This window comes from Pantoea sp. SJZ147 (genome assembly GCF_007828605.1).
In the GTDB taxonomy this organism is placed as follows: Bacteria; Pseudomonadota; Gammaproteobacteria; order Enterobacterales; family Enterobacteriaceae; genus Pantoea; species Pantoea allii.
Window position 1 is genome coordinate 56101 of record NZ_VIVB01000012.1, and the last position, 25739, is coordinate 81839.

Annotated in this window: 28 protein-coding genes and 1 pseudogene; 13 read left to right on the forward strand and 16 right to left on the reverse strand. The window is 54.3% G+C overall.

Annotated elements, in window-relative coordinates:
- Positions 1-18: 18 nt before the first annotated feature.
- Complete coding sequence (locus FBY13_RS17410; RefSeq protein WP_145394726.1) at positions 19-423, forward strand: hypothetical protein; 405 nt, start codon at positions 19-21, stop codon at positions 421-423.
- A gap of 130 nt (positions 424-553) precedes the next feature.
- Positions 554-682 (forward strand): annotated as a pseudogene (locus FBY13_RS17415) (transposase); the annotation flags it as partial.
- 191 nt (positions 683-873) lie between these two features.
- On the opposite strand, the gene FBY13_RS17420 reads toward FBY13_RS17415, so the two are convergent.
- Complete coding sequence (locus tag FBY13_RS17420) at positions 874-1611, reverse strand: phosphatase (RefSeq protein WP_145394728.1); 738 nt, start codon at positions 1609-1611, stop codon at positions 874-876.
- 38 nt (positions 1612-1649) lie between these two features.
- On the reverse strand, positions 1650-2591 hold the full coding sequence (ghrA, locus tag FBY13_RS17425; protein ID WP_145394729.1) for a glyoxylate/hydroxypyruvate reductase GhrA: 942 nt from the start codon (positions 2589-2591) through the stop codon (positions 1650-1652).
- Positions 2592-2803: 212 nt separating this feature from the next.
- Here ghrA and treA point away from each other — a divergent pair, with 212 nt between their 5' ends.
- On the forward strand, positions 2804-4489 hold the full coding sequence (gene treA / locus FBY13_RS17430) for an alpha,alpha-trehalase TreA (RefSeq protein ID WP_145394731.1): 1686 nt from the start codon (positions 2804-2806) through the stop codon (positions 4487-4489).
- A gap of 76 nt (positions 4490-4565) precedes the next feature.
- Here treA and FBY13_RS17435 read toward each other — a convergent pair whose 3' ends face one another.
- Positions 4566-4814 (reverse strand): GlsB/YeaQ/YmgE family stress response membrane protein, encoded by a 249-nt coding sequence (locus tag FBY13_RS17435; protein WP_063879150.1) that lies wholly within the window; start codon positions 4812-4814, stop codon positions 4566-4568.
- A 209-nt stretch (positions 4815-5023) separates the two neighbouring features.
- Here FBY13_RS17435 and FBY13_RS17440 point away from each other — a divergent pair, with 209 nt between their 5' ends.
- Together FBY13_RS17440 and FBY13_RS17445 are read left to right on the forward strand one after the other, a co-directional pair.
- Positions 5024-5758, forward strand: a complete 735-nt coding sequence (locus FBY13_RS17440; protein ID WP_096012378.1) for a flagellar brake protein — start codon at positions 5024-5026, stop codon at positions 5756-5758.
- A gap of 97 nt (positions 5759-5855) precedes the next feature.
- Positions 5856-6989, forward strand: coding sequence for a mechanosensitive ion channel family protein (locus tag FBY13_RS17445; RefSeq protein WP_145394734.1), 1134 nt, complete (start codon positions 5856-5858; stop codon positions 6987-6989).
- Positions 6990-7037: 48 nt separating this feature from the next.
- Here the strand turns inward: FBY13_RS17445 and FBY13_RS17450 are convergent, their stop codons facing one another.
- The 3 genes from FBY13_RS17450 to FBY13_RS17460 are packed head-to-tail and all read right to left on the reverse strand — an operon-like array spanning position 7038 to position 10295.
- Entirely contained in the window at positions 7038-8525 is a 1488-nt protein-coding gene (locus tag FBY13_RS17450; protein ID WP_145394736.1) for an FGGY family carbohydrate kinase, read from the reverse strand.
- 2 nt (positions 8526-8527) lie between these two features.
- The gene (locus tag FBY13_RS17455; RefSeq protein ID WP_145394738.1) at positions 8528-9472 is read right to left on the reverse strand and encodes a transketolase family protein; all 945 of its coding nucleotides are present in this window, start codon (positions 9470-9472) and stop codon (positions 8528-8530) included.
- The gene (locus FBY13_RS17460; protein WP_145394740.1) at positions 9465-10295 is read right to left on the reverse strand and encodes a transketolase; all 831 of its coding nucleotides are present in this window, start codon (positions 10293-10295) and stop codon (positions 9465-9467) included. The genes FBY13_RS17455 and FBY13_RS17460 overlap by 8 nt, the downstream gene beginning before the upstream one ends.
- A gap of 299 nt (positions 10296-10594) precedes the next feature.
- Between FBY13_RS17460 and FBY13_RS17465 the strand changes: the two genes are divergently transcribed.
- The gene (locus tag FBY13_RS17465; RefSeq protein ID WP_145394742.1) at positions 10595-11542 is read left to right on the forward strand and encodes a sugar-binding transcriptional regulator; all 948 of its coding nucleotides are present in this window, start codon (positions 10595-10597) and stop codon (positions 11540-11542) included.
- A 49-nt stretch (positions 11543-11591) separates the two neighbouring features.
- Here the strand turns inward: FBY13_RS17465 and emtA are convergent, their stop codons facing one another.
- Entirely contained in the window at positions 11592-12224 is a 633-nt protein-coding gene (emtA, locus tag FBY13_RS17470) for a membrane-bound lytic murein transglycosylase EmtA (RefSeq protein WP_096012376.1), read from the reverse strand.
- 155 nt (positions 12225-12379) lie between these two features.
- On the opposite strand from emtA, the gene ldcA reads away from it, so the two are divergent.
- Complete coding sequence (gene ldcA / locus FBY13_RS17475; protein WP_145394744.1) at positions 12380-13303, forward strand: muramoyltetrapeptide carboxypeptidase; 924 nt, start codon at positions 12380-12382, stop codon at positions 13301-13303.
- Positions 13304-13325: 22 nt separating this feature from the next.
- Complete coding sequence (locus FBY13_RS17480; RefSeq protein ID WP_063879142.1) at positions 13326-13985, forward strand: MBL fold metallo-hydrolase; 660 nt, start codon at positions 13326-13328, stop codon at positions 13983-13985.
- Here FBY13_RS17480 and FBY13_RS17485 read toward each other — a convergent pair whose 3' ends face one another.
- The 3 genes from FBY13_RS17485 to FBY13_RS17495 form a co-directional block, all read right to left on the reverse strand.
- Complete coding sequence (locus FBY13_RS17485) at positions 13986-14399, reverse strand: GNAT family N-acetyltransferase (protein ID WP_063879141.1); 414 nt, start codon at positions 14397-14399, stop codon at positions 13986-13988. It lies immediately after the preceding gene.
- A gap of 22 nt (positions 14400-14421) precedes the next feature.
- The gene (locus FBY13_RS17490) at positions 14422-14805 is read right to left on the reverse strand and encodes a hypothetical protein (RefSeq protein ID WP_063879140.1); all 384 of its coding nucleotides are present in this window, start codon (positions 14803-14805) and stop codon (positions 14422-14424) included.
- 187 nt (positions 14806-14992) lie between these two features.
- The gene (locus tag FBY13_RS17495) at positions 14993-15172 is read right to left on the reverse strand and encodes a hypothetical protein (protein ID WP_063879139.1); all 180 of its coding nucleotides are present in this window, start codon (positions 15170-15172) and stop codon (positions 14993-14995) included.
- A 208-nt stretch (positions 15173-15380) separates the two neighbouring features.
- Here FBY13_RS17495 and FBY13_RS17500 point away from each other — a divergent pair, with 208 nt between their 5' ends.
- From FBY13_RS17500 to FBY13_RS17510, 3 genes are all read left to right on the forward strand, one after another.
- The gene (locus FBY13_RS17500) at positions 15381-15710 is read left to right on the forward strand and encodes a hypothetical protein (RefSeq protein WP_063879138.1); all 330 of its coding nucleotides are present in this window, start codon (positions 15381-15383) and stop codon (positions 15708-15710) included.
- A gap of 65 nt (positions 15711-15775) precedes the next feature.
- On the forward strand, positions 15776-16342 hold the full coding sequence (locus FBY13_RS17505) for a hypothetical protein (RefSeq protein WP_096012371.1): 567 nt from the start codon (positions 15776-15778) through the stop codon (positions 16340-16342).
- Positions 16343-16569: 227 nt separating this feature from the next.
- Complete coding sequence (locus FBY13_RS17510) at positions 16570-16818, forward strand: YqjD family protein (RefSeq protein ID WP_109716106.1); 249 nt, start codon at positions 16570-16572, stop codon at positions 16816-16818.
- Between the two features lie 36 nt (positions 16819-16854).
- On the opposite strand, the gene FBY13_RS17515 is transcribed toward FBY13_RS17510, so the two are convergent.
- Positions 16855-18138, reverse strand: coding sequence for an MFS transporter (locus tag FBY13_RS17515; protein ID WP_145394746.1), 1284 nt, complete (start codon positions 18136-18138; stop codon positions 16855-16857).
- A 98-nt stretch (positions 18139-18236) separates the two neighbouring features.
- Between FBY13_RS17515 and FBY13_RS17520 the strand changes: the two genes are divergently transcribed.
- Entirely contained in the window at positions 18237-18980 is a 744-nt protein-coding gene (locus FBY13_RS17520) for a GntR family transcriptional regulator (RefSeq protein ID WP_096012368.1), read from the forward strand.
- Here the strand turns inward: FBY13_RS17520 and FBY13_RS17525 are convergent.
- The 5 genes from FBY13_RS17525 to FBY13_RS17545 all read right to left on the reverse strand — a co-directional run bounded on the left by FBY13_RS17525 (position 18967) and on the right by FBY13_RS17545 (position 24308).
- Positions 18967-19947 carry a PfkB family carbohydrate kinase gene (locus tag FBY13_RS17525; protein WP_145394748.1) on the reverse strand — a complete coding sequence of 327 codons (981 nt, stop codon included), beginning with the start codon at positions 19945-19947 and terminating at the stop codon, positions 18967-18969. The two genes, FBY13_RS17520 and FBY13_RS17525, sit on opposite strands and share 14 nt — an antisense overlap.
- Positions 19940-20956: an ADP-ribosylglycohydrolase family protein gene (locus tag FBY13_RS17530; RefSeq protein WP_145394750.1), complete on the reverse strand. Its 1017-nt coding sequence runs from the start codon at positions 20954-20956 to the stop codon at positions 19940-19942. Before FBY13_RS17530 ends, FBY13_RS17525 begins: the two co-directional genes overlap by 8 nt.
- A 10-nt stretch (positions 20957-20966) precedes the next feature.
- Complete coding sequence (locus FBY13_RS17535) at positions 20967-22241, reverse strand: nucleoside permease (RefSeq protein WP_145394752.1); 1275 nt, start codon at positions 22239-22241, stop codon at positions 20967-20969.
- A gap of 484 nt (positions 22242-22725) precedes the next feature.
- Entirely contained in the window at positions 22726-23931 is a 1206-nt protein-coding gene (locus FBY13_RS17540; RefSeq protein WP_145394754.1) for an FAD-dependent oxidoreductase, read from the reverse strand.
- A gap of 113 nt (positions 23932-24044) precedes the next feature.
- Positions 24045-24308, reverse strand: coding sequence for a hypothetical protein (locus FBY13_RS17545; protein ID WP_063879129.1), 264 nt, complete (start codon positions 24306-24308; stop codon positions 24045-24047).
- A gap of 1020 nt (positions 24309-25328) precedes the next feature.
- On the opposite strand from FBY13_RS17545, the gene FBY13_RS17550 reads away from it, so the two are divergent.
- Complete coding sequence (locus FBY13_RS17550) at positions 25329-25739, forward strand: hypothetical protein (RefSeq protein ID WP_255474503.1); 411 nt, start codon at positions 25329-25331, stop codon at positions 25737-25739.

Below are 25739 nucleotides of genomic sequence, written 5' to 3' on the forward strand. Positions count from 1 at the left end.
ACATACTCGAAAACAAACATGGATCTCCTGACTTTTTTTAAAATCATTCACGTACTTTTCAAAACTCTGCCTGAAGAAAAGCAAAACAAGATTGTTGATACAATAATTGAAAATTTTCATTCTGTTTTTACCAGAAAGAAGAACACTAAAGAAACAATGCAAGAAGCCACTGAGATAATAACTCCAACACAGTGGAATACTACTTCAATTGAAATTGGTAATTTATTGCCACAATACTTAAAATTTAGCAAAAAAAAGAAATTTACTGAATCTGTTATAGATTTGGTGCAAAGTGAAAGCTTCCTTGAAGAACTCAATGCTCGTACTAATGAAGTAAAAACTGATGATGAAAATTTATACATTGAGCAATGTTCTCAAGAAATGAGAAAACTAATCTTTGAAATGCTTAAAGATAAGAAATGAAAAAAAGGCCGCTATGATAGCGGCCTTTTTTTATAGTAGTGTTTGTACTTTTGTAAGTATCCCGCATAATCGTGCCATTCATGTTTAGAGATCATCCGGCATAATCAATCTGCCAACGAAGGAGATCGCTATGCCTAAAGCCCGTTTTACTGAGAATCAGATCATCGCTGTGATTAAGTCGGTTGAAGCCGGACGAACCGTTAAAGATGTCTGCCGGGAGGCCGGTATCTCTGAAGCCACCTACTACAACTGGAAGTCCTGATACGGCGGTATTCTGTCACAGGCTGGCTCTTTAACCTTAGCGTCGAAAGATGCCGGGCGGCTAAAAAACAATCAGCCTGTAACTCAGTTAACCAAAGGCCGAGAATATGCCTTCATGAATGAGCATCCAACAATAGGGCACAGAATGGAAAACGCATTCATGCATCAACATTCCTTGAGGAAGCGAGGTTAAAAGTCCGCCAATTCCGGGATCGGTTTGCCGGTACGCATTGCCAGAAAGTCCAGCAGGCGGCGCGGCGTGACATTTAACACGCGATCTTCGGGAAAATCCACTTCTCTGGCGATGCGCAGGCAGTGCTCGAAGTTGCCGAGGGTGAAGGCCGTGTGGGAATCGGAGCCAAAGGCCAGCCGCCCGCCCGCTTTGCCGACTGCCTCGGCAATCGCCCGACAGTTGGGTTCACTGCCGGGACGGGAATGGGTAAAGGAGGAGTTGTTGAGCTCCAGCGCCACATCGTAGTGCGCGGCGGCTTCGGCGATAGCGGGAATGTCGACGGGATATTTTGGGTTGCCGGGATGGCTGATGATGTGAACCAGTCCACCCGCCATCGCGGCAATCATCGCCTCGGTATTCTGCGTCAGATCGCGCGGGGCATAAACCGGTTCGTGAAAGCCCGCGACAATCAAATCCAGCGATTCCAGCATCGGTCCGGAGCAGTCAATCTCGCCCTGCTGGTTCTTAATATTGGCCTCGATACCGCGCAGAATCGCCACGCCATCAATGATCCGAGGCCAGATGCGCATATTGACGAAATGCCAGTAGTGCGGTGCATCGGCCATGTCCGGGCCGTGATCGGTAATGGCAAACAGCTTCAGGCCATTTAATTTAGCCTGCGCCACATAGTCATGCAGCGTGCTGTAGGCGTGGGTACTGGCAACCGTGTGCATATGGAGATCTACCGGATACATTATCTGCTCCTGCAAAAAGCCGGTTAAGGCATCAGTGATTAATAGCCACGCTGGCGATCGACGTAGCCCTGAGGATGTCCACCCGCTTCGAGCTGACCGATGGCACGGGCAATAAAGTCCATCGCTTCTTCTTTCAGCGTGACCGCCGCATTATGAGGCGTAATTGTTACGCGCGGATGGAACCATAAGGGATGATCGGCAGGCAGCGGCTCGGTCTGAAACACATCCAGTGCGGCGCCCTTCAGCTGTCCGCTATCAAGGGCGGCGAGTAAATCTGCTTCCACCACCTGATCCCCACGGGCGAGGTTAAGGAAAAACGCCCCCTGCGGCAACTGCTGTAACAGCTTATGATCAATCAAATTGCGCGTTTCCGCCGTGCTGGGCAGCAGGTTGATCAGCACCCGGGTTTCACGCAAAAAATCATCCCGCGCCGCCGGTCCGGCAAAGCTGGTCACGCCGGGGATCTGCTTCGCAGAGCGGCTCCAGACGCGCAGCGGAAATCCAAGGGCGCTAAGACTTTCGGCGACCTGCTGTCCAAGCACGCCTGCGCCTAAAATGCCGATGTGAAAGGTTTCACGCGGATATGACGGTAAAGGCTGCCACTGCGCCGCCTGCTGCTGCTGTTGATAGTCGTCAAAGCGTCGGAACCAGCCTAATACGCGGCACAGCGCGTACTCCTGCATTTGCCGCGCCATGCCGGTGTCTTCCAGCCGATAGAGCGGGACGTTGTCCGTTAGCATATCCGGGTACTGCTGCAGTTGACGCAAGATCTCATCCACACCCGCGCCAAGGGCAAAAACGCCCTTCAGATCGTGGCGGCCGCGCAGCATCTCTGGCGGCGGCGAGCGCACCAGCGCATAGTCTGCCGGGGCGTTATCACCCGGAGCCCACAGGCGCACGCGGGCCTGGGGCAAACGTTGCTGCAGGCCATGTATCCAGTCCGGGGCGCTCTGCGACGGATGAAACCAGACGATCTCCATACTGCTCTCCTTTTATTTCAGCTTCGGATAAACGTGCACATGGGCACGCGGTGCCCTGTAAAAGCATCTTTTTTCTAACATACCGCAAATAAATAATTCCTGCCGCTTCACATTTCCGTCGCACTGAAGGGTGAAAATTGCGGTTAAGGTCTAAAGTTGTTGGGTGGTCAATGCGTTACACAGGGCCGCATTTCGGACAAGGAGAAACACCGATGATGAACACTGAGGTAAAAACGAATAAACGGCCTCAACGCCATGCACCCATTCTGCTTAGCGTGCTACTGAGCGCCAGCGTATTCAGCACCTGGGCAGCAGAGGATTCCCGATTACTGAACACGCAACCGCAGCCGCCGGATGTCCGTTTAGGGCCGCTGTTTAATGCCGTGCAACAGGCAAAATTCTACCCCGATCAAAAAACCTTTGCCGACGCGGTACCTAAGTACGATCCCTCGTCAATTCTCGCCGACTGGCAGATGCAGAAAAACCAACGCGGCTTTGATTTAAAACGTTTTGTCACAGCAAATTTCACCCTGCCCACCGATGGCGATAAATATGTGCCACCAGCAGGCCAGAACCTGCGCGACCATATTAATGGCCTGTGGCCGGTGTTAACGCGTACCACCAACAGCGTGGGAAAATATGACTCGCTGCTGTCGCTGCCTAAACCTTATGTGGTGCCGGGCGGGCGATTCCGTGAGGTCTATTACTGGGACAGCTATTTCACCATGCTGGGCCTGGCAGAAAGCGGCCACTGGGACAAAGTGCAGGATATGGTCGATAACTTTGCTTCCCTGCTGGATCGCTATGGCCACATTCCTAATGGCAACCGGACTTACTACCTGAGCCGATCACAACCGCCGTTCTTTAGCCTGATGGTTGACCTGCTGGCAACACATGAGGGCGACAAAGCCTACACGCGCTATTTGCCCCAGTTGCAAAAAGAGTACGACTACTGGATGGCAGACAGCGACAGCGTTGCGGCAGGCAATGCCAGCAAACGGGTGATCAAGCTGGCCGACGGCACGTTGTTAAATCGCTACTGGGATGCGCGCGACGTTCCGCGCACGGAATCCTGGATGGATGATATTACGACGGCGAATAAAGCCCCGCAGCGTAATAAGGCAGAGATGTACCGCGAACTGCGTGCCGGTGCCGCCTCGGGCTGGGACTTCAGTTCACGCTGGTTTACCGACGCGCACAATCTTTCCACCATTCGCACGACGCAGCTGGCACCGGTGGATCTCAACAGCCTGATGTTCCATCTGGAAAAAACCCTGTCCACCGCTTACCGCCTGAACAAGCAGGACGATCGGGCAAGGTTTTTTGCTGACCGGGCAGAAAAACGTCAGGCGGCGATCAACCGTTACCTGTGGGACAGCAAGCAGGGCTGGTACGCGGACTATGACTGGAAGAAACGCCAGATCCATCCACAGCTCACCGCTGCCACGCTGTTTCCGCTCTATATGCAGATCGCCAGTGATAAACAGGCTGACAGCACCGCCAGCGCAGTGGAAAAACAGCTGCTGAAACCGGGCGGTCTGGTGACCACCACGGTGAACAACGGTCAACAGTGGGATGCACCTAATGGCTGGGCTCCGCTGCAGTGGGTTGCGGTAGAAGGCCTGGAGCACTATAAAAAGCCCCAGCTTGCACAGCAGGTGGGCTTACGTTTCCTGCGTAACGTACAGCTGACCTATGACAAGGAACATAAGCTGGTCGAAAAATATGTGGTGGAGGGTGCGAACCTGGGCGGCGGCGGCGGCGGTGAATATCCGTTGCAGGATGGCTTTGGCTGGACCAACGGCGTCACCCTGAAACTGCTGGATAAATATTGCCCGAAAGATAAAACCTGTAACAGCGCACACGATATTCCCGAGGCGCAAAGCAACGCGAAGTAACCGATAGCTGGCCTTCGCCACGATAAAAAAAGGGCCCGCAGTCACCTGCGGGCCCTTTTTTACGTCAAGTTCTGCGTTAACTGCGCACTTTGCGGTAGATAAACAGCACAACGATGGCGCCAATTACCGCGACAACGAAGCTACCGAAGTTGAACCCGTCCACACGGCCAAAGCCGAAGAAGGTACTGATCCAACCACCGACTACGGCACCGATAATACCCAGAATCACGGTAATGATGAAGCCACCACCATCTTTACCTGGCATGATCCACTTCGCCAGGATACCGGCGATTAAACCAAAGATGATCCATGAAATAATACCCATCCGTTACTCCTTCCTTTTGTTAGTCAATGGCGATCGCCTGATTAATCAAGCGGTTCACTGCGCATAGTATAGACATGTTTTTTAAAAATGTAGCGCAAGCAGCTAATGATAGTGGTTATCGTGTTAAAGCTTTATTATTCTCCGCCGATAACGTACGGGTAGTAACAGGATAATTACATGAAAAAGCGTTGCTCATCTGGAGCCAGCAAGTGAAAGAAACCGATAAAGAACAGTACCTGAAACGTGGCACGCTGGCCGTGCTTGGCGTGATGAAGGACCTGCTTCAGTTACAAACACCTTTGCTGGTGAATTTTTCACGCGGGCAGTTTATTAGCCGTATGCTCGCTGCCGATGAAACACGTATCGTTTTTGATCTGGGGAGCAATAACCTGGATAACGACTACGCGCTGCACTGCAATGAAATCACGATTTTTGCCGAAACCCACGGTGCCAAAATTGAATTCGCCCTGGGAACACTGGAAAAAACCGACTTTGAGGGACTGCCTGCTTTTCAGGCCGCCCTGCCGGACGTCCTTTGGCAAATCCAGCGTCGGGAATTTTTCCGTATCAGCGCCCCGATGGACCCGGAGTTTTGGTGCCATTGCCAGTGGCCTGACGGCTCGCCGGCTCGCCTGCGCTTACAAGATCTGTCCCTGGGCGGGATTGGCGTGCTGGTCGAAGAGGCGATGCCGGAAGGGCTAAAAAGCGGGGATGATTTTAGCAGCCTGCAGGTCGAACTGGGTGAATTCGGTCAGTTTAACGTCAGCGCTAAGCTGATGCACATTGGCGAGCGCAGCATTATTACCAATAAAAATGAGACGAAAGTAACCCCTCGCCTGAGTTTCCGTTTTACCGCGCTTGAACCCCATCAGGAACGGCAGTTACAGCAAATTATTTTTGCCTTAGAGCGCCAGGCGCGCGACAAAGCACAACGCTTCCAGTAACCCGCCATTCCCCCTGCGCCGCACACCGGCGGCGCATCCAGGCTATGCTTTCCCTTGCTTTCTCGTTTAACCGGAACCAGCAAGGAGAACATCCCCAATGGAAAACTGGCTCAATTCGCGTCATTTTCAGTCAATTTTTTTCAATCAAACGCTCTGGATCAACAGCGCTGTCGTAATCGTTGCCACCCTGGTCATTTACTGGTTGCTGCGCAGCCTGATTCGTTTTACCTCTAACCGTATTGCCCACTACAGCGAAGCACGCCACGTCCGTTTTACCGGCATTCTGGTCGAGATCTTACGCAGCACCAGTCAGTTGCTGCTGCTGATTTTTGCCCTGCTCATTGCCCTGCGCTTTATCGATTTACCCGATGCCTGGCGCGCCACGATCTCTCACAGTTGGTTTCTGGCCTTGATTGTGCAGATCACCCTGTGGATAGACGGCGGTATTCGTCTGTGGTTAAAAAGCCTGCTGCGCGATCCGCTGCATGTGCGCAACCCTGTCACCACCGTGATTCTGGGGATTTTGCTGCGCATGCTGGTGTGGGTGATGATGCTGTTGGCCATTTTGTCAAACATGGGCATCGACATTACGGCGCTGGTTGCCAGTCTGGGCGTGGGCGGTATTGCTATTGCCCTGGCGATTCAGACGGTACTGAGTGACGTATTTGCCTCGCTGGCCATTGGTTTCGATAAGCCTTTTGAACACGGTGATTTTATTGTCTTTGGCGACATCGCCGGGACGATCGAACACATTGGCCTGAAAACCACGCGACTGCGCAGCCTGAGCGGCGAACAGATTGTCTGTTCAAATACCATTCTTCTGCAGCAAACGATCCATAACTACAAGCGCATGCAGCAACGCCGCATCGTGTTTAAGTTTGGTATCAGCTATGCCACCTCTTCTGAGCAGGTGCGCGAGATCAGCGAGCTGGTGAAAACCATCATTCAGGGCATCGAGATGACGCGCTTCGACCGCGCGCATTTTCTGGCGTTTGATGATTCAAAGCTGACGTTCGAAGTGGTCTATTTTGTGTTGAGTGCCGACTACAACCAGTACATGGATATTCAGCAGGAAATCAACCTGCAGCTGATGGCGGCGCTCGAAGAACGCAATGTACGCTTTGCCTTCCCTATCCGTCAGGTCGAATTCAGCGGGGGCAGTTTGCCGCCGGTCGATCTCAAGCCGGTTCCCGATGACGACGCGGCCCAGCTACGCCGCGCGAATCGTTAAGCGCCGGGACGAACGGAGGATCGCGGCACGCTGTCCGATCCTCCGCCCTTACCCAGGCTGATAGCGACAGCGGGCGACGGCCTGAAGCCAGCCCTGATAGCTGTCCTGCATTTTCTGCGCCAGCTGCGTGCGCGGCATCACGACGTTACCGCCCTGTAATGCCTGCATATCACCGCCCTGCTGCCACCATCCCAACTGTTTACCTGCCAGCAGTGCCGCCCCCATCGCCGACGCTTCAGCGGTGGGCGCGCAATGCAGCGGACGCTGCAGAACGTCAGCCTGAAACTGCATCAGCCAGCGGTTTTGTGTCGCACTGCCGTCGACGCACAGCGCAGGCAGCGGCTCACCGCTCGCCTTTTCCATGGCGAAAAAGACATCGGCAATTTGCCAGGTAATCGACTCCAGCGCCACCCGCGCCAGCACTGCCGGGGTCGCCGCATCGGTGAGGCCACAGAGCATACCGCGGGCTTTTAAATCCCACCAGGGTGCGCCCAGTCCGGACAGTGCCGGGACAAAATAGCAGCCCTGATTATCATCACAGCTTTCTGCCAACGCCGTTAACTGCTGTGGGTCCGTCACACCCAGCATTTTTCCCAGCCAGGCCGCGCCTGAGCCGGTGTGGGTAATATTGCCTTCAAACGCAAAGCGCGGTTGCCCGTCGTGCCACGCCACGGTAGTACTGAGGCCATTGTCGGTCAGGATTGGCGTTGCCATTGACATCATGAGCGAGGAGCCGGTGCCATAGGTTGCCTTGACCACTTCGGCCTCGCCACGCCGCTGGGCATAGAGCGCCGCGTGGGAGTCGCCAATACGTGCCAGAATCGGGGTGCCTGGCGTCAGACCGGCCATATCGGTTAAGGCGACGACGCCTGCATGACCGGCTGACGCGCTAATCTGTGGCAGCGCGGCGCGCGGCAGGCTGAACAGGGACAACAGTTCATCATCCCAGTCGTTGCTATGCAGGCTGTAAAGCTGGGTGCGCGCCGCATTCGCATGGTCGGTGACGAAGCTTTCTCCTGCCGTCAGTTGCCAGGTCAGCCAGCTGTCCACTGTGCCAATGCATAATTCGCCCGCCGCTGCTCTGGCGAAGCCATCAGGCAAGGACGCCAGCATGCCGGTCAGCTTGGCGGCAGGAAACATGGGATCGACCGCCAGTCCGGTCAGGGCGGTAATCGTCGCGGCGCTGCCTGACAGATGAAGATCGCGGCAAAACGCTTCCGAGCGTCGGTCCTGCCAGCTTACCAGCGGGGTTAACGGCACGCCGTCGCGGCGCTGCCAGATCAAAACGGATTCGCGCTGATTACTGAGGGCGATCGCCGCCACCGGCGATCCGGCGCACTGGGCCAGGCAGTCGGTTATCGCCTGCCTGACCGCCTGCCAGATAGCCATCGGGTCCTGCTCAGCCAGGCCGGGCTGCGGGTGCAGCAGCGTCAGGCCCTGACTGCCCCGCGCCACCACCTTTCCCTGCCGATCCACCGCCACTGCTTTAGCGTTGGTGGTACCTTCATCGATAGCAAGAATCACCGGCTCATGCATCGTCAGCCTCCTGTGCAGAGGCGCAACGCCTGGGCCGCTACGCTGCTGGCGTCAATGCCATGACAGGCCCGGGTTGAGGCGCGATCGCCCGCTATGGCGTACTCCCCATCGGCAATGCCCAGGCGCAGCAGCCTGACCGCTAAACCATTTTCAGCCAGTACCTCTGCAACCAGGCTGCCCACGCCGCCATTCACGTTATGCTCTTCAACCGTAATCACCGCACGGTAGTGGCTCAGCAGATTATGTAACTGCTGAGTATCACAGGGACGAATGGAAGGCACGGCGATCACCGCGGCGGAAACGCCCTGCGTTTTCAGTTGCTCTGCTGCGGTAACGGCTTCATGTACCGTCGAGCCCATGGCAACAAGGGCGATGTCATGGCCTTCGCGCAGCACATCGATCTTGCCGGGTTCAAAGCGGTAATCCTCATCGTGCAACTGCGGCAATGCTTTTCCATCCAGCCGGATGTAAACCGGCCCAACGTGATCAAGGGCATAGTCGATGATTTGGCGGCACTCCACCGGACAGGAAGGCGCGTAAATTTCAATATTGCCAAACCCGCGCAGGATGGCGATATCGTCAATACTGTGGTGCGTGCTGGCAAGTGGGCCATAGCTGGTCCCCGCATTCAGCCCAAACAGCTTGACGTTGGTATTGTTATAACAGACGTCGATCTTCACCTGTTCGTTGGCGCGCGAGATCAGAAACGGCGCGGCGTTGCAGGTCACGGCCACTTTTCCGCCCAGCGCCAGACCGGCAGCCGTGCCCACCAGCGCCTGCTCGGCGATACCTACGTTGACTAACCGGCCGGGAAAGGCCTTGATGAACGGCGCAATTTTGGCCGTTGAAGTGGAGTCAGCTACCACAGGAACCACATCGATACCGCGTTCAACGGCCGCCATCAGTGCCTCTACCATCACCTCAGCCAGATGTTGTGCATTACTCATCGTTTAACTCCTCCAGTGCCCGGTCGATTTCTTCCCCCTTGGGCACCCGGTGGTGCCATTCAGCTTTGCCCTGAATAAAGGAGATGCCAAAACCTTTTTCCGTGTGCGCGATAATCACCTGCGGCTTGCCCTTTACCGCTGGTTGTTCCAGGGTGCTGACCACCGACGCCATGTCATTGCCGTTGCATTCACTGACCGCCAGGCCAAAGGCGCGCCATTTCTCTGCCAGCGGGTCGGTATTCATAATGTCACGTGTCGATCCCGCCAGCTGTAGCTTGTTTTTGTCGTTAATCACAATCAGGTTATCCAGCCCGTAATGGGCAGCGACCAGCGCGGCTTCCCAGTTACTGCCTTCTACCAGCTCGCCGTCGCCGGTGACGACAAAAATACGCCGCCGACTGTTGCTCTTCTTCGCCGCCAGCGCAATGCCCACAGCCACGGGCAATCCATGTCCCAGCGCACCGGTGTTGAGCTCCACGCCGGGCGTTTTTTGCCGCACCGGGTGCCCCGGTAGCGCCGAATTCGCCTGTTGATAGGTTGCCAGCCAGTCCAGTGGAAAATAACCGGCCTCCGCCAGCACGCAGTAATACCCGCCTACCGCGTGCCCTTTTGACTGAATGTAGATATCACGCTCGTCATCTTTCATACGATCTGGTGCGCAGTTAAGGATGCGGAAGTAGAGCGCGGTCAGGATCTCCACCTGCGACAGGTCGGCCCCGGTATGGCCGCCTGCCGGGCTGCCGGCATTAAGCTGAATAATGCGACGGCGCACCGACCGCGCCCGTTTTTCAAGCTCATCTACTGAAAGTGTAAAAGGATTCATATCTCACCTTTTGAATTTTAAGTCGACATCGAATATATATTCAGGCTGGGCGCAAAACGCCCATCGCTGACAGCGAACACATGCACCGATCAGCGCGATCGGATCTGTCAGGTGAATATCCTTCCCCTTTATGAATATATATTCAATAATGATTTTATATTCATTGCCACTATGCGCTTTGCGGTCAGTCACGTCTACGGATGAAGTGATAAAAAGCGAAAAGGATCACAAATTGCCGTGGATTGTGATTTTCACGCGAGTGGTTAACAATGACGGCCAGGACACGAGAGGAAACACTGATGGCGAAACAGGATGAACAGCGGCTCATGGTAAAAATTGCCACGCTTTACTATGTCGAAGGCAAGAAGCAGTCCGACATTGCACAGTTACTCAAGCTGTCTCAATCGTTTGTGTCGCGCATCCTGAACCGCAGCGTGAAAGAAGGCGTGGTTAAAATCAGCGTCGTTCCCCCTGCCAATGTCTTTCCGGAACTGGAAAAAGCCCTGGAGCAACGTTATCAACTGCCGCAGGCCATCGTGGTGGACGTGCCTGAACACGCCTCCGCCGGAGAGATCAAACAGGCGATTGGTTCGGCGGCGGCCCACTATCTGGAAACCCGGGTGCGCGCGGATGAGCTCATTGGCATCTCCTCATGGAGCGGCACCATTCGCTGTATGGTGGACGCCTTGCATCCCCTTAATACCTCATGTAAAGGCGTGATTCAGTTGCTGGGCGGCGTGGGTGCCAACGGAAACGTGCAGGCCACGATACTGACGCAAAACCTTGCTGCACTGCTGAATTGCCCGGCCTGGCTGCTGCCCTCTCAGTCGATTGAGCACTCAGTGACAGACCGCCAGCGGCTGGCCGCCAATGCGGACGTCGCCGAGGTGCTGAATAAATTTAATGAGGTGGATTTAGCCATTGTCGGGATTGGCGATCTTGAACCCTCTGCGCTGCTGCGTAATTCGGGTAACTATTACGATGCGACCATGTTACGTACTTTGGCCGGGCGCGGGGCAGTCGGCGATATTTGTCTCCACTACTTCGATGAGCAAGGTCAGCCTGTACTGGATGCCGATGAAGATCCGGTGATTGGTATGGAACTGGAACAGGTCCGACAGTGTGCGCAGGTTGTGGCGCTGGCGGGCGGTCAAGAGAAGGCGCAGGCGATTCGCGGGGCGCTGCGTGGCGGCTATGTGAATGTGCTTATCGTGGATTACCCTACCGCAAGGCTGCTGACAGCTTAACGGTTCTCTCCTCACCTGTTGGAAAGGAAGGTGAGGAGAGAACACGGGATCAGCTGTTTGCGCGGTAAGCCGTGGTGACTTTCCACAAGTAACGGGGTGCCTGGGCGGCAGGATGTTTATTTTGCACGTGCTGATAAAACTCGTCCGGCGTCATAGAATTAATCATGGCGATTGCCCGGTCACGATTGCTGGAGAAAGTGCGCAGTAAGGCACCGGCGCCGTTAGCATAGGAAACGATGGTGGCGTAACGCAGCGTGAGAGGATCGCGAATCCCTGAAAGCGCCGACTGCTGCAGAATTTTGATGTAGGCAGTACCAATATCAATATTTCTGGCCGGATCGCGCAGCTCTGCGTTGCTCGGCTGACCGTGACGGCCCTGGGTGCGGTACACTTCCCGGCCTGCGGTCGATGCTTTGATCTGCATTAATCCCACCGCATTGGAACGACTGACTACGCCGGGGTTTCCACCGGACTCCACATTAATAATGGCGCTGATCAGTTTTTCGTCCACACCATACTGGTTGGCGGCCGTTTCGGTAAAGAGTGACCAGGTTCCGCTGATGCGTGAAGGCGCGGCCTGAGTTAACGGCGTATTCTTCTCTTTAACGTAGGTATGCGGCGGTTCACTGGCACAGCCCGTCAGCAGCAAGGCTGAAATGACAAAGTAGCGAATTTTAAGCAATTTTTTATCTCGTCGCAGAAGTGGCGGAAGCTATCATACCGAGCCGGCAGAATTGCAAAATTACCGTTTATCCTAATTACAGCAGTCTGATGACATATTTGCGATTTTTCGCCATTATCGTGATGTCTGTCACTGACTAATTTCAGGAATTTACTATGACGTCACGTTCTATCCGTCTTATTGCCCCTTCAGGCTATTGTCATAATCAGCCCGCTGCCCTGCTCGGGGTGGAACGCCTGCGTGCGGAAGGACATCGCGTCGACAATGACGCCGTTATCGCGCGTCGTTTTCAGCGCTTTGCCGGCACCGACGATGAGCGACTGGGTGATATTAACGAACTGGCTGATTTAGCGACCTTACCCGATATTGTGCTGGCGGTGCGCGGCGGCTATGGCGCGACCCGCCTGCTGCCGTCGGTGGACTATGCGGGCCTGAAGCGCCGTTTTGCGCAGCAGCCGCTGGCGCTCTGTGGGCACAGCGATTTCACCGTACTCCAGTTAGCCCTGCTACAACATGCTGGCGTCATCAGCTTCAGTGGACCGATGCTGGCGGGCAATTTTGGCGCTGAGGTTTTATCCGAATTTACGCTGCAGCACTTTTGGCATGCGCTGACATCACCTACAGTCAAGGTGGCCTGGCAGAGCACGACGCCCGATCAGGGTCGCTGGCAGGGGACGCTGTGGGGCGGGAATCTGGCGATGATCAGCTCGTTGATTGGCACGCCGTGGATGCCGCAGATTGAGAACGGCATTCTGGTAATTGAAGATGTTAACGAGCATCCGTTCCGCATTGAACGCATGCTGCTTCAGTTACATCAGTGCGGCATTCTGGCCCGGCAGCAGGCGATTATTACCGGCAGTTTCACCAGCACCGCCCTGTCTGAGTACGACAACGGATTTGATTTTTCCACGGTCTGGCAGCGCATTCGTGACATTAGCGGTCTGCCGGTCATCAGCGATCTGGATTTCGGTCACGGTCCGGATACCGTCACGTTACCTTTGGGTGCCACGGCAACGTTGCAGGTGAATCAGGGTCAGGTGGCGTTACAGGCAAGCGGACATCCCGTATTGCACACATAGCTGAAGTTGCAGGAGATCGACATTGAAGCCGCTGTATGACGATTTGTGGATCTCAACGCCGGAATTCCCGGAAGAAGATACCGAAGACATAATGATGCATGGTTTTTTACTGCGTCATCCGCGCGGCAATTTACTGATTGGCCGGGTTGAAAACCCGCTGGATCATGAGGTGCTGGCCGATGATAACGGTGTGATTCGGCATTATCTGACCCACTGGCACGAATCCGCGCCCGGCGCGGCGCGCATTCAGCAGCGCTTTAACAGCGCGCTCTATTGTCACAGCCGCTCACTGGGGCAGATTAGCCGTTTTGTGGAGCCGGACGACACCTTTACCCAGCAGGAAACCCATTTCGGTGATTTTCATCTGTTGCCGACGCCCGGTCATACGCCGGGCAGTTGCAGCTACCTTTACCATTCACCTGGCGGTCTGACCTACTTATTTGTTGGCGATACGCTGACGCGTCATCATGACCGCTGGGTCACTGTGCTGGTGCCCGAGAGTAATCCTGCCGAATTAGCCGCTTCGCTGGAGCTTTACCGCACCCTGCGTCCGGATGTGGTGCTGATGAGCACCACACGCGGTCACCTGTCCTGGCAGAAAGTGACCCTGCCCGGCTGGCTGGCTGCTATCGATGAGGCAGAATTGCAACCGCTGGATCTGCGCCAGCAGGTGCTGCTGTAATTACAGGACTTTGGTCAGATAGTGACGCTGATGATGACGGATATACTGGTCGAGCGTTAAACGGACGCCGTAACCCAACTTTTCATAAAACGGCCGCGCCTGAAAACTGCCGGTATCCACCTGGGCAAAACGACATCCTCGCTGGCGCGCTTCCTGCTCGGCCGCCAGCACCAGACGGCTGCCGGTGCCCTGCCCACGAAGTGTATGACTGACCCAGAGTAAATCGATACGTAGCCAGTTACCGGTCGTAGTACCGGTCAGTCCTGCCAGCTTCTTCCCCTGCGGATCACAGATAAACAGCCCCAGCGGTTGAATTAACGCCGCATCATAAAACTTGCTGTTATGGGCATTCAGGCCCAGCCGGAGTTCATCCAGATCTTTACTGGTCACCTTGTCAGTAACGGTAATCTGCATTGGCCTTCCTTATCGCGGCGGATCAAGAGTCGTTACGCTGCCTGTCGTCATAACGTTCCAGGCTCAGGGCGTCCACGTCACGCATCGCGCTGCGGCTGCATGGCACCAGCTTGTCGCTGTCATGGTAAACGAAGAAAGTATCGAGGTTGCTTTTGTTGACGATAAGCTGGTCGCCGTTGCGAAAGCGCGTAATGGCAACATTATCGCCCCCATTAATACGGGTGTGCAGCTGTCCCGCCGCAATCTGGAAATGCTGTTGAGGCCAGGAAAGGGTACTCAGGCCATATTCCGCCCGTGAAATGGTCATGGTGGGTCGTCCGGGACAATGAAGCTGGAATTCGCTTTCGCTCCACGCTGACGCGCTGTAACAGGCCAACAGGCACAGGGCAAGACGGGCTGCTTTCATCTGATTCCTCCGCTGAATAGGTGATTCCACACTGTCAGAGGAGTTTACCACAGACAAAGCCAGGCGAAGTAAGAGCGGAAAGATTACCGCAGTGGATGGGGCATAGCGGATGGCTATGCGTTCAGATGCGCTTTGCAACAACGAAAAACGGAACCGGCGGCAGGGTAGCTGTCAGGCCACCAATGCCCTATTCTGCCGCAACTTCAGCCGCGACCAGCATCAACGCCAGACCGGCCTCTTCGCTGTCGAAGCTGCTCATGACGTCGCGAATGTCAGATGCACAGGCAATCACCTGCTGCCTTTTTTCTGCATCCAGTGCTTCGATGGCGTGGCGAATAATCATCAGGCTGGCTTCTTCTTCTTTCATCATTTATCCCTGAATTTGCTTAAGCGATACGCAAAGATGGCAAGAATAACGTTTATTCGACCTCAAAGTCATCTTTTGCATTTCTGTTGCTTAACGATTGAACAAAGCGCAAATCAGCCTGTGTAGCAGAACTGCTATGATCATGTTATTTGTGGCGTTACACGATAGAATCGTTCACCGCTTTCATGGACTCGGGCAGGAACAGGATATGTTGCGATCGCTGGTTTTCATTTTTATGGCACTGCTCACGGGCTGCTCATCGTCGCCGAAAGGCGTGGACTGTCCGGGCGAAGTCAGCACCCTTTACGGGCAGTCGCTGGGCCAGACCCAGGGCACTATTTTCGATCTGGTGACATCCTTTCGCGTCAGTCGTGATGGCGCAAGCGTGCAGAGCGGCCCGCTGCAGTCGCAGGATCGCTTTCAGTACATTCCTTCCGCCGTGACGCGCGAAGGTTACTACGCGCAACGTCTGTCGGATAAACAGTTCCGGTTGATCAATCCTTATCAGGACACCCTGATCACCTGGACCTGCCCGTAAAGGGGTGATTCCTGTCACGGGATGATATAGTGTCAGGAAACGTCAAGCGACAGGTCATCCTTCACATGGAAAAGCGTCTGGATAACAACGGCTATATCGATTTCCCCTTCCCTGCGACCCGCAATGAAGACGGCACCCTGAACCCGTGCGGCATCGATTTAACGCTGGAGACGGAACGCCTGGAAGAAATTCTTGTGCTTCGCCATTCCGCTAACCTGCAGCGCCTGGTCGAAGAGGTGAATCTTCAGGACGGGTTATTTATGACGCTGGCCTGCGACTGGCAGCAGCAGGAAAACGCCGTGTGCGGTTTTATCGATGTTGCCTTTCGTCCCGAATTGCCTGGCCATCCCCATGATGAGGCGCTGCAGCTGGAAGCCGCGTTTTATGCCTACCTGAAAGAACAGGCGCAACAGCATGCGCTGGCAGAGGATGCCCTGGTTAACTATGCCCGATCCGTGCTTGACTGGGGCTGGTCACCGCTGCAGCAACGCCAGCGCCGCTACGAAAAAATCACCATTCAGTATTACTGCCCGCAGTCTGATGATGCGGAATGGTGCTTTGACCATCTCCGCCACTTTCTGGTGAGCTGGTATCCTAAACACATCGCGTCCCCCCATCGTCTCGTGGAATGAAACAGCTGGTAATGATTTTTCTCCGCCCCCATTCGCGCGGCGTTCGTCATCGCGCTTTCCCGCTTCATGCCACTACCTGAGCGGCTTGCGGGGTAAAAAAGGCCCCTTGCGACCGGTGTTTTCATCTGGTCATCGCGCACTCAACAGAAGATTAATGCGCCCTGGAGCAGCACGACGGCAAAGGTTTGCTACGCTTTAAGTGACTGTGATAACCAAGGAGATGAAGCATGTCAGGAAAAATTGAAGATGCAGCAAAAGAAGTCGCCGGTGCCGCAGAGCAACAATGGGGTGAGTTTACCGACTCCCCGCGTCATCGTGCCCGTGGTGCAGCTCGCCGCTACACCAACCAGGCATCCTACGCCGCTCGTGATGCCGCTGATTGCATCAAAGATCAGGTACAGTCTAACCCGTTTGCGGGTCTGGCCGTGGCCGCCGGTGTTGGCGTGGTGCTTGGTTTCCTGCTGAGCCGCAAATAAGTATCAAAAACGGGAGCGCTTGCTCCCGTTTTACCCTCACGCCAGATCCCGCAGATGATCGTCTTTATTCAACGTCATCAGTGCCGGTATAGAGACCAGCGCGGTCGCCATCATATACCACGCCGGAATATCCAGATTTCCCGTCTGCTTAATCAACCCGGTAATAATCAGCCCGGCACAGCCTGAAAAAACGGCATTTGACAGTGAATACGCCAGCCCTAGTCCGGTATAACGCACCCGCGTAGGAAACATTTCAGCCAGCATCGCCGGCCCCGGCCCTGCCAGCAAGCCCACCACACCGCCAGCCATAAATACCACCAGCGCTTTGCTGTATAGTGTGGCCGTTTCCGCCTGCAGCACCTTCAGCAGCGGCATCGCCAATACCAGTAACAGCACACTGGCCACCACCATCACCCGACGTCGCCCCACTCTGTCACTCAGCACACCCGCCGGAATAATGGTGACCGCGAATCCCAGATTCGAGATCACGGCAATCAGCAACGCCTGATGCTGCCCGGTGTGCAGCGCAGACTGCAGATAGGTTGGCATAATGACCAGGCAGGTATAACCCGCCGCTGACCACAGCATCACGCGCGCAATCGCCAGCAGAATGCTTTTTAATGTTTGTCCCCGATCCGCTTGAATGACCTGCTGCTGTTGCTGGCGCACAAAGCCCGGTGTTTCGTCCATGGCCAGCCGCAACCAGAGCGCGACCATCCCCAGCGGCAACGCCAGGATAAAGGGAATCCGCCAGCCCCAGGCCAGCATGGCTGGCGGACTGAGCGTATACGACAGCAGCGCCACCAGCCCGATCCCTGCCAGCAGGCCGAGTGCGACGGTCAACGACTGCCATGCGCCATACAGGCCGCGCTTGCCGCGCGGCGCAAACTCGGTCATCAGAGACACCGCGCCGCCGTATTCGCCCCCGGCAAAAAGCCCCTGCAGGATGCGCAGCCCGGTCAGCATCAGCGGTGCCGCAATGCCCACCGAGGCATAGGTGGGCACGAGGCCGATGGCCGCGGTCGCCAGCGTCATCAATACCAGCACCATAATCAGCGTGGGTTTACGTCCGATCCGGTCGCCAATTCGACCAAACACCAGCGCGCCCAATGGCCGAAAGAAAAACGCGACCGCAAATGAGGCCCAGGTCAGAATCAGCCCGCTCAGCGCCGACTCGCCCTGTAACTGAAAAAAGTTTTGGGCAATCAGCGTGGCGAGAAAGCCATAAATGGCGAACTCATACCATTCAATAAAGTTGCCCACCGAACCCGCAACCAGTGCGCGTCGGTGTTGCTTTACCTGGGGTGAAGCGGTTTCCATTTGACTCTCCTCACGTTGCCGCCTGCAAAACCAGTACGGTGATAAGAGAGATAGTATAGAATTCCAGCAGATAAGGTTATGTATCCCAGACGAGAATAATGACATCACAACATCACGCCCTTTTCAGCCACCTGAGCCGCGTGCTCAGCGCCGAGAGCAATACTCCGCTCTATAAACGTTTTACGCAGGTCATTAAAGATGCCGTGCGCGACGGATTGCTGCGTAATGAAGAGGTGCTGCCCAGCGAACGCGACTTTTCTCAACAACTGGGTATTTCACGCATCACGGTGCGTAAGGCGATGGATGCACTTGCTCAGGAAGGGATCGTTCACCGCTCGCGTGGCTATGGCACACAGATTTGTAGCGCACTGGAATACTCGCTGAAAGAGCCACAAGGGTTTTCACAACAGGTGGTCTTGCGCGGTAAAAAGCCCGACACGGAATGGCTGCAAAAGCATCGTATCCGCTGTGAACATGCGATCGCACAAAAGTTGCAGTTGCCGCCGGGCAGCGAGGTGTATTTGCTGAAGCGGCTGCGTTATGTCGATCAGCAGGCCGTGTCGGTGGAAACCTCCTGGGTGCCGTGCGAATTAATCAACGATGCCAGCGACATCGGCATTTCGCTGTACGACTACTTTCGCCGTCACCAGATTCAGCCGGTAAAAACGCAAAGCCGCGTCAGTGCGCAGATGCCGGATGCTGAATTACAGCGCCTGATTGCCTTGCCCGAGTTGATCCCGGTGCTGGTGATTAAGCAGTTGGCGCTGGATGCACATGAGCGCCCACTGGAATACAGCATCAGCTACTGCCGCAGTGATATGTACGTGTTTATTGCCGAGTAAGGCACTGCTGCCAGTGGCGGATCAGAGCTGCCCGATCGGGAGCGGTATCGCCGCCACGCTGCGACACCACAAAGGATGCGACCGCGTTGCCCAGCGCCACGGCGTTTTCAAGTGGCCAGTCAGATGCCAGCGCGGCCAGTAAGCCCGCGCTATGGCTGTCGCCGGCACCGATGGAATCGACCACCGTTGTTTTGAATACCGCTCGCCAGCCATGCTGTCCGTGATAGCTGAACCCGGCACCTTCACTGTCCAGCCGCACCACCAGCGGGCTGGAAAAATATTCAGACCACCGGGCGATCAGCGCCTGCGCACTAAAACGCTCAGGTATCGCCAAACGCTGGTGCCAGACGTGTTCCGCTTCCTGTCGGTTAAGGGTAATCACGGGCTGCAGCGCCATCAACCGCTGCCAGTGATGTTGGCTGATATGCGGCAGACGCGGGCCAAAATCGATCAGCAGTCGTTGCCTGTTCGCCACTTCCTCCAGCCACGGCACCAGGATTTCTGCATTTTTACCGCTGAGTTGATAACCCGACACATACAGCCAGCCGTCCCTTTGCAGGGGGACAGACGCCAGCATCGCCTCATCCCACTGGTTTTCCACCCCGGCCATCGACAGAAACGTCCGCTCACCGTCGGGTTCGACCAGCGCCAGGCACCAGCCGTTGTCGCCCTTACGGGTTTCCGTGACGCTCGTCAGGCCACAGGACGCCAGTTTTTTCCGCACCTGATCGGCCCAGATGCCCTGGCCCAGCGGTAACGCGTTTACGGCATCCAGCCCCAGCCGGTGCAGGGCCAGCGCCACGTTCAGCGCGCAGCCACCCACGCTCAGGCTTTGCTGCTGAAGCTCGCTGTCACCGCCGCGCTGAGGAAGCTGTTCGGTGCGCGCGATGACATCCACGACGGCCGCGCCCAGTACACAGATTGCGGCCTTATTATGTAATGTCGCTACGCTGCGCGGATCAAGCATATGCCGCCTCCCGCTTCTGGCGAAAAGCAGTAAACGCACGGCTGTACGCTTCAAAGTCCAGTTGATTGACGCTGTCCAGCTGCTGCCTCAACGCGGGATCGATAGCGTCGATACCGTTAAGCGCGCCACAGATGGCAACGGCCATTGCACCAATGGTGTCCGTATCTCCGCCAAGGTTCGCGCAAAGAATGGCACAGCGATTGGGATCGGTCTTTGCCAGCTCGACCATGGCAATGGCGGCGGGCACCGACTCGATGGTGCTGGTGCCCGTTCCCACCAGCGCATAGATTTGATCCATAGTGGATTCAATACCGCGTCCCTGCTCAACCACCGAAAACGCCAGTTCCAGACGCGCGGCCATCGACGCACTAAAGGTGGTTATCTGTCGTTCCTGCGCCGTCCGGGCAACGGCGGGCAGTGCGTCGCGTATTTCTCCCCAGCCTGCGCCCTCCACGGCACGTGAAACAGCCCAGGCAATTACGGTCGCCCCGGCAATCGCCACATCGGCCTTGTGCGTTGGGCTGGATGCCAGCGCGACCGCATCAATAAAACCCGCTAAATCACGCGCGGGTAACAGGCAGCCCAGCGGAGAAATGCGCATGGCCGCACCATTCGTCAGGCCGTTATTTTCCAGCGCGCTAATCGGCTGACCGGCCTGTAAGGCACGCAGGGCAATTTTTGAGGTTGGCCCCAACACATTTTTATTAAAAGCATCAAACCCTTCTGCCCAGCGCAGGATATTCATCCCAATCGTTTCAGCGACGATCTCGCCATCATGGCTGATGATGGCATCTGCCAGCGCCAGTGCCATGGAGGTATCGTCGGTGAATTCGGCGCGGCCAAAATAGCAGGCTGCGCTGTTCTCCGCCGGGCCGGGCAAAAAGCGATCTATCCAGCCAAAGTGCTGTTTCACGCGGCTACGCGGCCACAGCTCTGACGGCATGCCCATGGCATCGCCAAGTGCCTGACCATAAAACGCGCCGGTAATCCGTTGTTGTGGGGTAATCATTTTTTCTTCCTTATTTTTGGCTTTCCGTCACGGCGGCAGGATCAACCACGTTGAGCTCATCGCTGCGCTTTTTGGCATCGCGAAACAGCAGAATAAACGCCACGGTGATTAAAACGATCATCACGCAACCAAACAGCCACATCCCTGCCCAGTTGAACGTCAGGCCGTTGCGCGGCTGACTATAGGCAAACATCTCCTGCATCAGGTAACCGCCCAGACGATAGCCCAGCAGGCTGCCTATCCCCTGACAGGCCAGGGTAATTAATCCCTGCGCTGCATTACGCATGCTGACCGGGGATTTTTTATCGACGTAGATGTAGGCGGTAATAAAGTAGAAGTCATAGCTGACACCGTGCAGCAGGATGCCCATAAATAACAGGCCATAGGTGAGCAGGTTCTGGTCGCTGCCGAAGACAAAAAACAGATAGCGCAACGCGGCCGTTACCAGGCCCAGCAGCAGCACGTTTCCGATCCCAAAGCGTTTGATAAAAAACGGCAGCGCCAGTAAAAAAAGAATTTCGGACATCTGCCCCAGCGTCATCCAGCCGGTGGCATGGGCCAGGCCGACCTCGGTCAGATACCCTTCCGCAAAGATGTAATAAAATGCCAGCGGCATGCTGAACAGGAAGGAACAGACAAAAAAGACGAGGAAGCTGCGATCTTTCAGCAGATGCAGGGCATCCAGTCCCAACGCCGTTCGCAGACTAAACGCGCCCGTGCTTTTAGGCTGGGTGGCGGGCAACATAAAGGCGAACAGGCCTAACAGTAGTGAGCTGGCGGCGGTGATCAGCAAAGGAATATTACTGGCGGAGATATCGCCAAAGCCCAGTAGTGACGGCAGAAAACCACAGACGATACCGGATGCGATCCAGCCAAGCGTACCCAGTACGCGGATGCGTGGATAATCGCGCTCGACATCTGCCACGTGCGAAAACGCAATACTGTTAGTGAGCGCAATGGTGGGCATATAGGTCAGCGCATAAAGCAGCAACAGGGGAAAGAAACCACTGAAGTGCGTTTGCTGCGCCGCGAAATACATCAGCCCGGCGCCCACGATCATCAGCACGCCCAGCACCTTCTGCGCCTGAAAGAAACGGTCTGCCAGGGAGCCCACCAGAATCGGTGACAGGATGGCGGCAAGGGAGGTACAGGCATAGCACCACGCAATTTCGACGGGCGTGAAACCATTTTTGCTGAGAAAGGCCCAGAGCGGGACAAACCACGCGCCCCAGATAAACCATTCCACAAACATCATAAATGACAGGCTGGCCGTTTTCGTTTTCATTATAGTGTGTTCCCTGGTGTTGGTAAGGCCAATCTAACACCACGTACATAACCTTTATAATACCTTTAGCTGAAATTTTGAGCTACATCGCACTATCTTTCCTGCCGTTGGCGACCTTATACGCTGTTAAAGACGCCCTCTGGGTGAGGCGAAACATGACGGCTGATTCCGTCAACGGGCTTTGTTGCATCAGGACGCAAGCGGCCCGCGGGCCAAAGCGGTTATCCGTGAGTATGGTGCGATTAGCAGTATAAACGCTAAAACGATGGGCGATGAGTGGTAAGCAGTAGGCTTTGGGCTTTGGCTTTGGCTGTGGGTTGTAGGTTGTGGGTGACAGTAAGCCGTAAACAGTGAACCTTAAACATAAAGCCCAGCCCACGCCTGGCTTCAGGCTGATGGCGGGAGTCGTCAGGCTCCAGGGAAACACCGGGTGCGGTAAAGCGCCGTCATCCACGACAGCGCCCATCCCAGAATCAACACACCTTCAGTTGTGAAATCTGCGTGGCTTTTCCATACGGAATCCCATCCCGATGAGTCGGCCAAAAATAAAGCGCAGAAAGGGATACTTACGGATGATGTCAGGCATTTTACTTTTGCCCTCACTGCCCGGTTTCTTTTTACTGCTCATTTTGATTTGCAGGAACTGCGTTGCAACGGTGGGAAACTGGCGACGCTTCTGCACTTTTTCCAGATCCCTTAACGTGATCTTTCCCTTTAACAACGGCAGGGTCAGCAGGTTCGCCGTGGCAACGGCATCCTGGATAGCAAGATTAACGCCAACGCCACCAATCGGAGACATGGCATGAGCCGCATCACCAATACAGAGCACGCCCGGCTTCGCCCACTGGTTGAGCCTGTCGATCCGGATAGACAGCAGTTTGAATTGATCCCAGTTGTCAATTTCCGCCAGGCGCGCAGGACGAAAGGGAGACACGCTGGCAATCTTGTGTTTCATCGCCTCAAGCCCCTCGGCCTGGAGCGCATCAAACTGCCCTTTCTCGATGGTCAGCCCGCACTGCCAGTAATCGCCCCTGTCGATGACGATAAAGTTGTTGCGCGGCCCGGTATGGCCCATGCCTGACTGGGGATCGTCAGACTTTTTGTCCAGACGAAACCACACCACATCACGCGGCGAGCCAAAATGCTGACTCACCAGGCCGGCCTGGGCACGTACGTTAGAGTTACGACCGTCAGCACCAATCACCAGACGGGTACGGATCTCAACCGGCTGGCCTGCCTGTGACGCGACAACACCGCTTACCTCACCCTCTTCTGTTAGCAGCTGGTTTAAGGTTGTGGATTTCAACAGGGTAAAGCCGGGAAACTGTGCGCTGCGTTCCGCCATGAAATTCAGGAAATCCCACTGTGGCATGAATGCGATAAAACGACACTGGAGCGGCAGACGCGAAAAATCGGCCATCGTCACCTCCTGGCCGCCCATTTCCGCCTGCAGCTTTTCTGCGCGCTGGTGAGGCAGTTTCAGCAGGTCATCCAGCAGATCCAGATGGTGCATCACCTCAAGGGTGGAAGGGTGAATGGTGTCACCACGAAAGTCGCGGAGAAAGTCGGCATGCTTCTCGATCACCACAACCTGCAAACCGGCACGCGCCAGTAAATAACCCAGCATCAGACCGGCCGGGCCGCCGCCGACAATACAGCAGTCAGACATAATGTGTTCAGTAGATGACATGGCTTACCCCTTAAAATGTACGTTGTCAGTGTAGGCCAGCACGGATGATTTAAGTACCGAGGGAGTACAGGGATATTGCACAGGTCGCTGCCAGAAACCGCGCGCTGACGCTGTCAGCCGGGGTGATCTTCTTTTATTTCAACCAGCACCAGCGGGCATTTTCTGACCTTACAGGCGTGATGGTAAGCCATGGAGCACACCGAACAATAGTCGGCAGAATCGGACTGGTATTCATACTCCTGAAAATAGCGGAAGCCGCCGCTGTCCGCGTCGGCGCGTGCGCTGTAAAACGCGTGGTCAGCAAGCTGCTCATCCAGTTGCATGAACGTCAGTGCTGAAGGGTTGTGGTAACCCACTTTAATGCGATATGTCGTCATACCTCCATAATTACCCTGATGGAACCGGGTAGCAAATTGTTATCATTGTTGATTGTGATAGACAGCGGTTATCAGAACATCCCTTATCAGAGGCAGATGCACAGCTATAACATTTTAGCCGAGCAATTATCACAATAGTTACGAAGCTGCTGGGTAAGTGCGTCTTATTATGTTATTCACTCGTTCGACCTCCATCAAAATTGATAACTTATTGCTGTTAACCTGAAAAAAATGGCGTTTAGCTCTTACATTTAGCGATCAAATGACATCTCGATAAATGACAACATTGTCAAAAAGATTAAATAAATTTCATTGAATTGTAAGTGAACACACAAAGATCAAATCGCGTTGACTATCTCGTGCATCATTGCGTAAAAATTAAGCAAGCAACATATTGCTATCATATTTAAAATACACCATTAATATTATGATCATAATTCAACTTTAGCCTCACAGGAATTAACAGCACATTAACGCCACCTGTTATTGACATGTTGTTTTTACAAAAATTTAATCAATGGACCGTTTTTATCTTAAAGTGCGATAATTTTATTGATCGCATCCTTAATATTAATAGAAAAATCCTGGGGAGGATGAAATTATCTGAATTCATAAAAAGTACACTGTCTTTTTAAGTTCACAATAAATGGCACTGTTGTGGGATAAATTTCATTTTTGCGTTAAAAATAAATGAAACATAACACTTTAGGATTATTCCATGTCCATTGCGCCATGCAATCACCCAACGCGTTGAATTAGAAGGTTTAATAATGCTATGTTTATCTCACCTTCCTTAACGAGCAGCAAAACAAGCTTATGAGAAGGATTACGAGAGAAAGTATATATTGCTTTAGTTGTCGCTACCGGTGTGAATTAGCCAATGAGCTAACAGAAGAAATTAAACGGTGCCCGATACAAAAAGTGGTTATTTGGCCAGCGCGGAACTACTACTTAATTAATGGCATTCTTTCCGTCGTTTCTGGTCGATATGAAAGCTTATTTACAAAAGGTTGTATATTTGTGGATTTTTCAACACACAACATACGCTTTTTTACCAGTCATAACTGGCTGGATTATTTGAAATCGCAGAGTTTAATTATCATCCTGGTTTGCGACCGCAGACTGGCATCCTTAGCTGCTTTCTGGAAAAAACAGGATAAAAGTATTAATACGGTCATTTACCCAGGAACAGCCATCGTCGATATTAAAAAATCAATTAACGCATGTTACTACGGTTTAAAAGGAGGTGAAAAAAAAGGGATTAATCCGTTAACCACTGATGAGGTTAAGTTTCTTGATCTGGTCAATCACGGATTTTCTCTGAATGAAATATCAAAAAAAATGGAGCTTAGCGTTAAAAAAATTTACTGCATCAAAGATTCGGTTCGTAGGAAGACAGGAAGCAGCCTGAATCAGTTGTTCTCCAGTTAA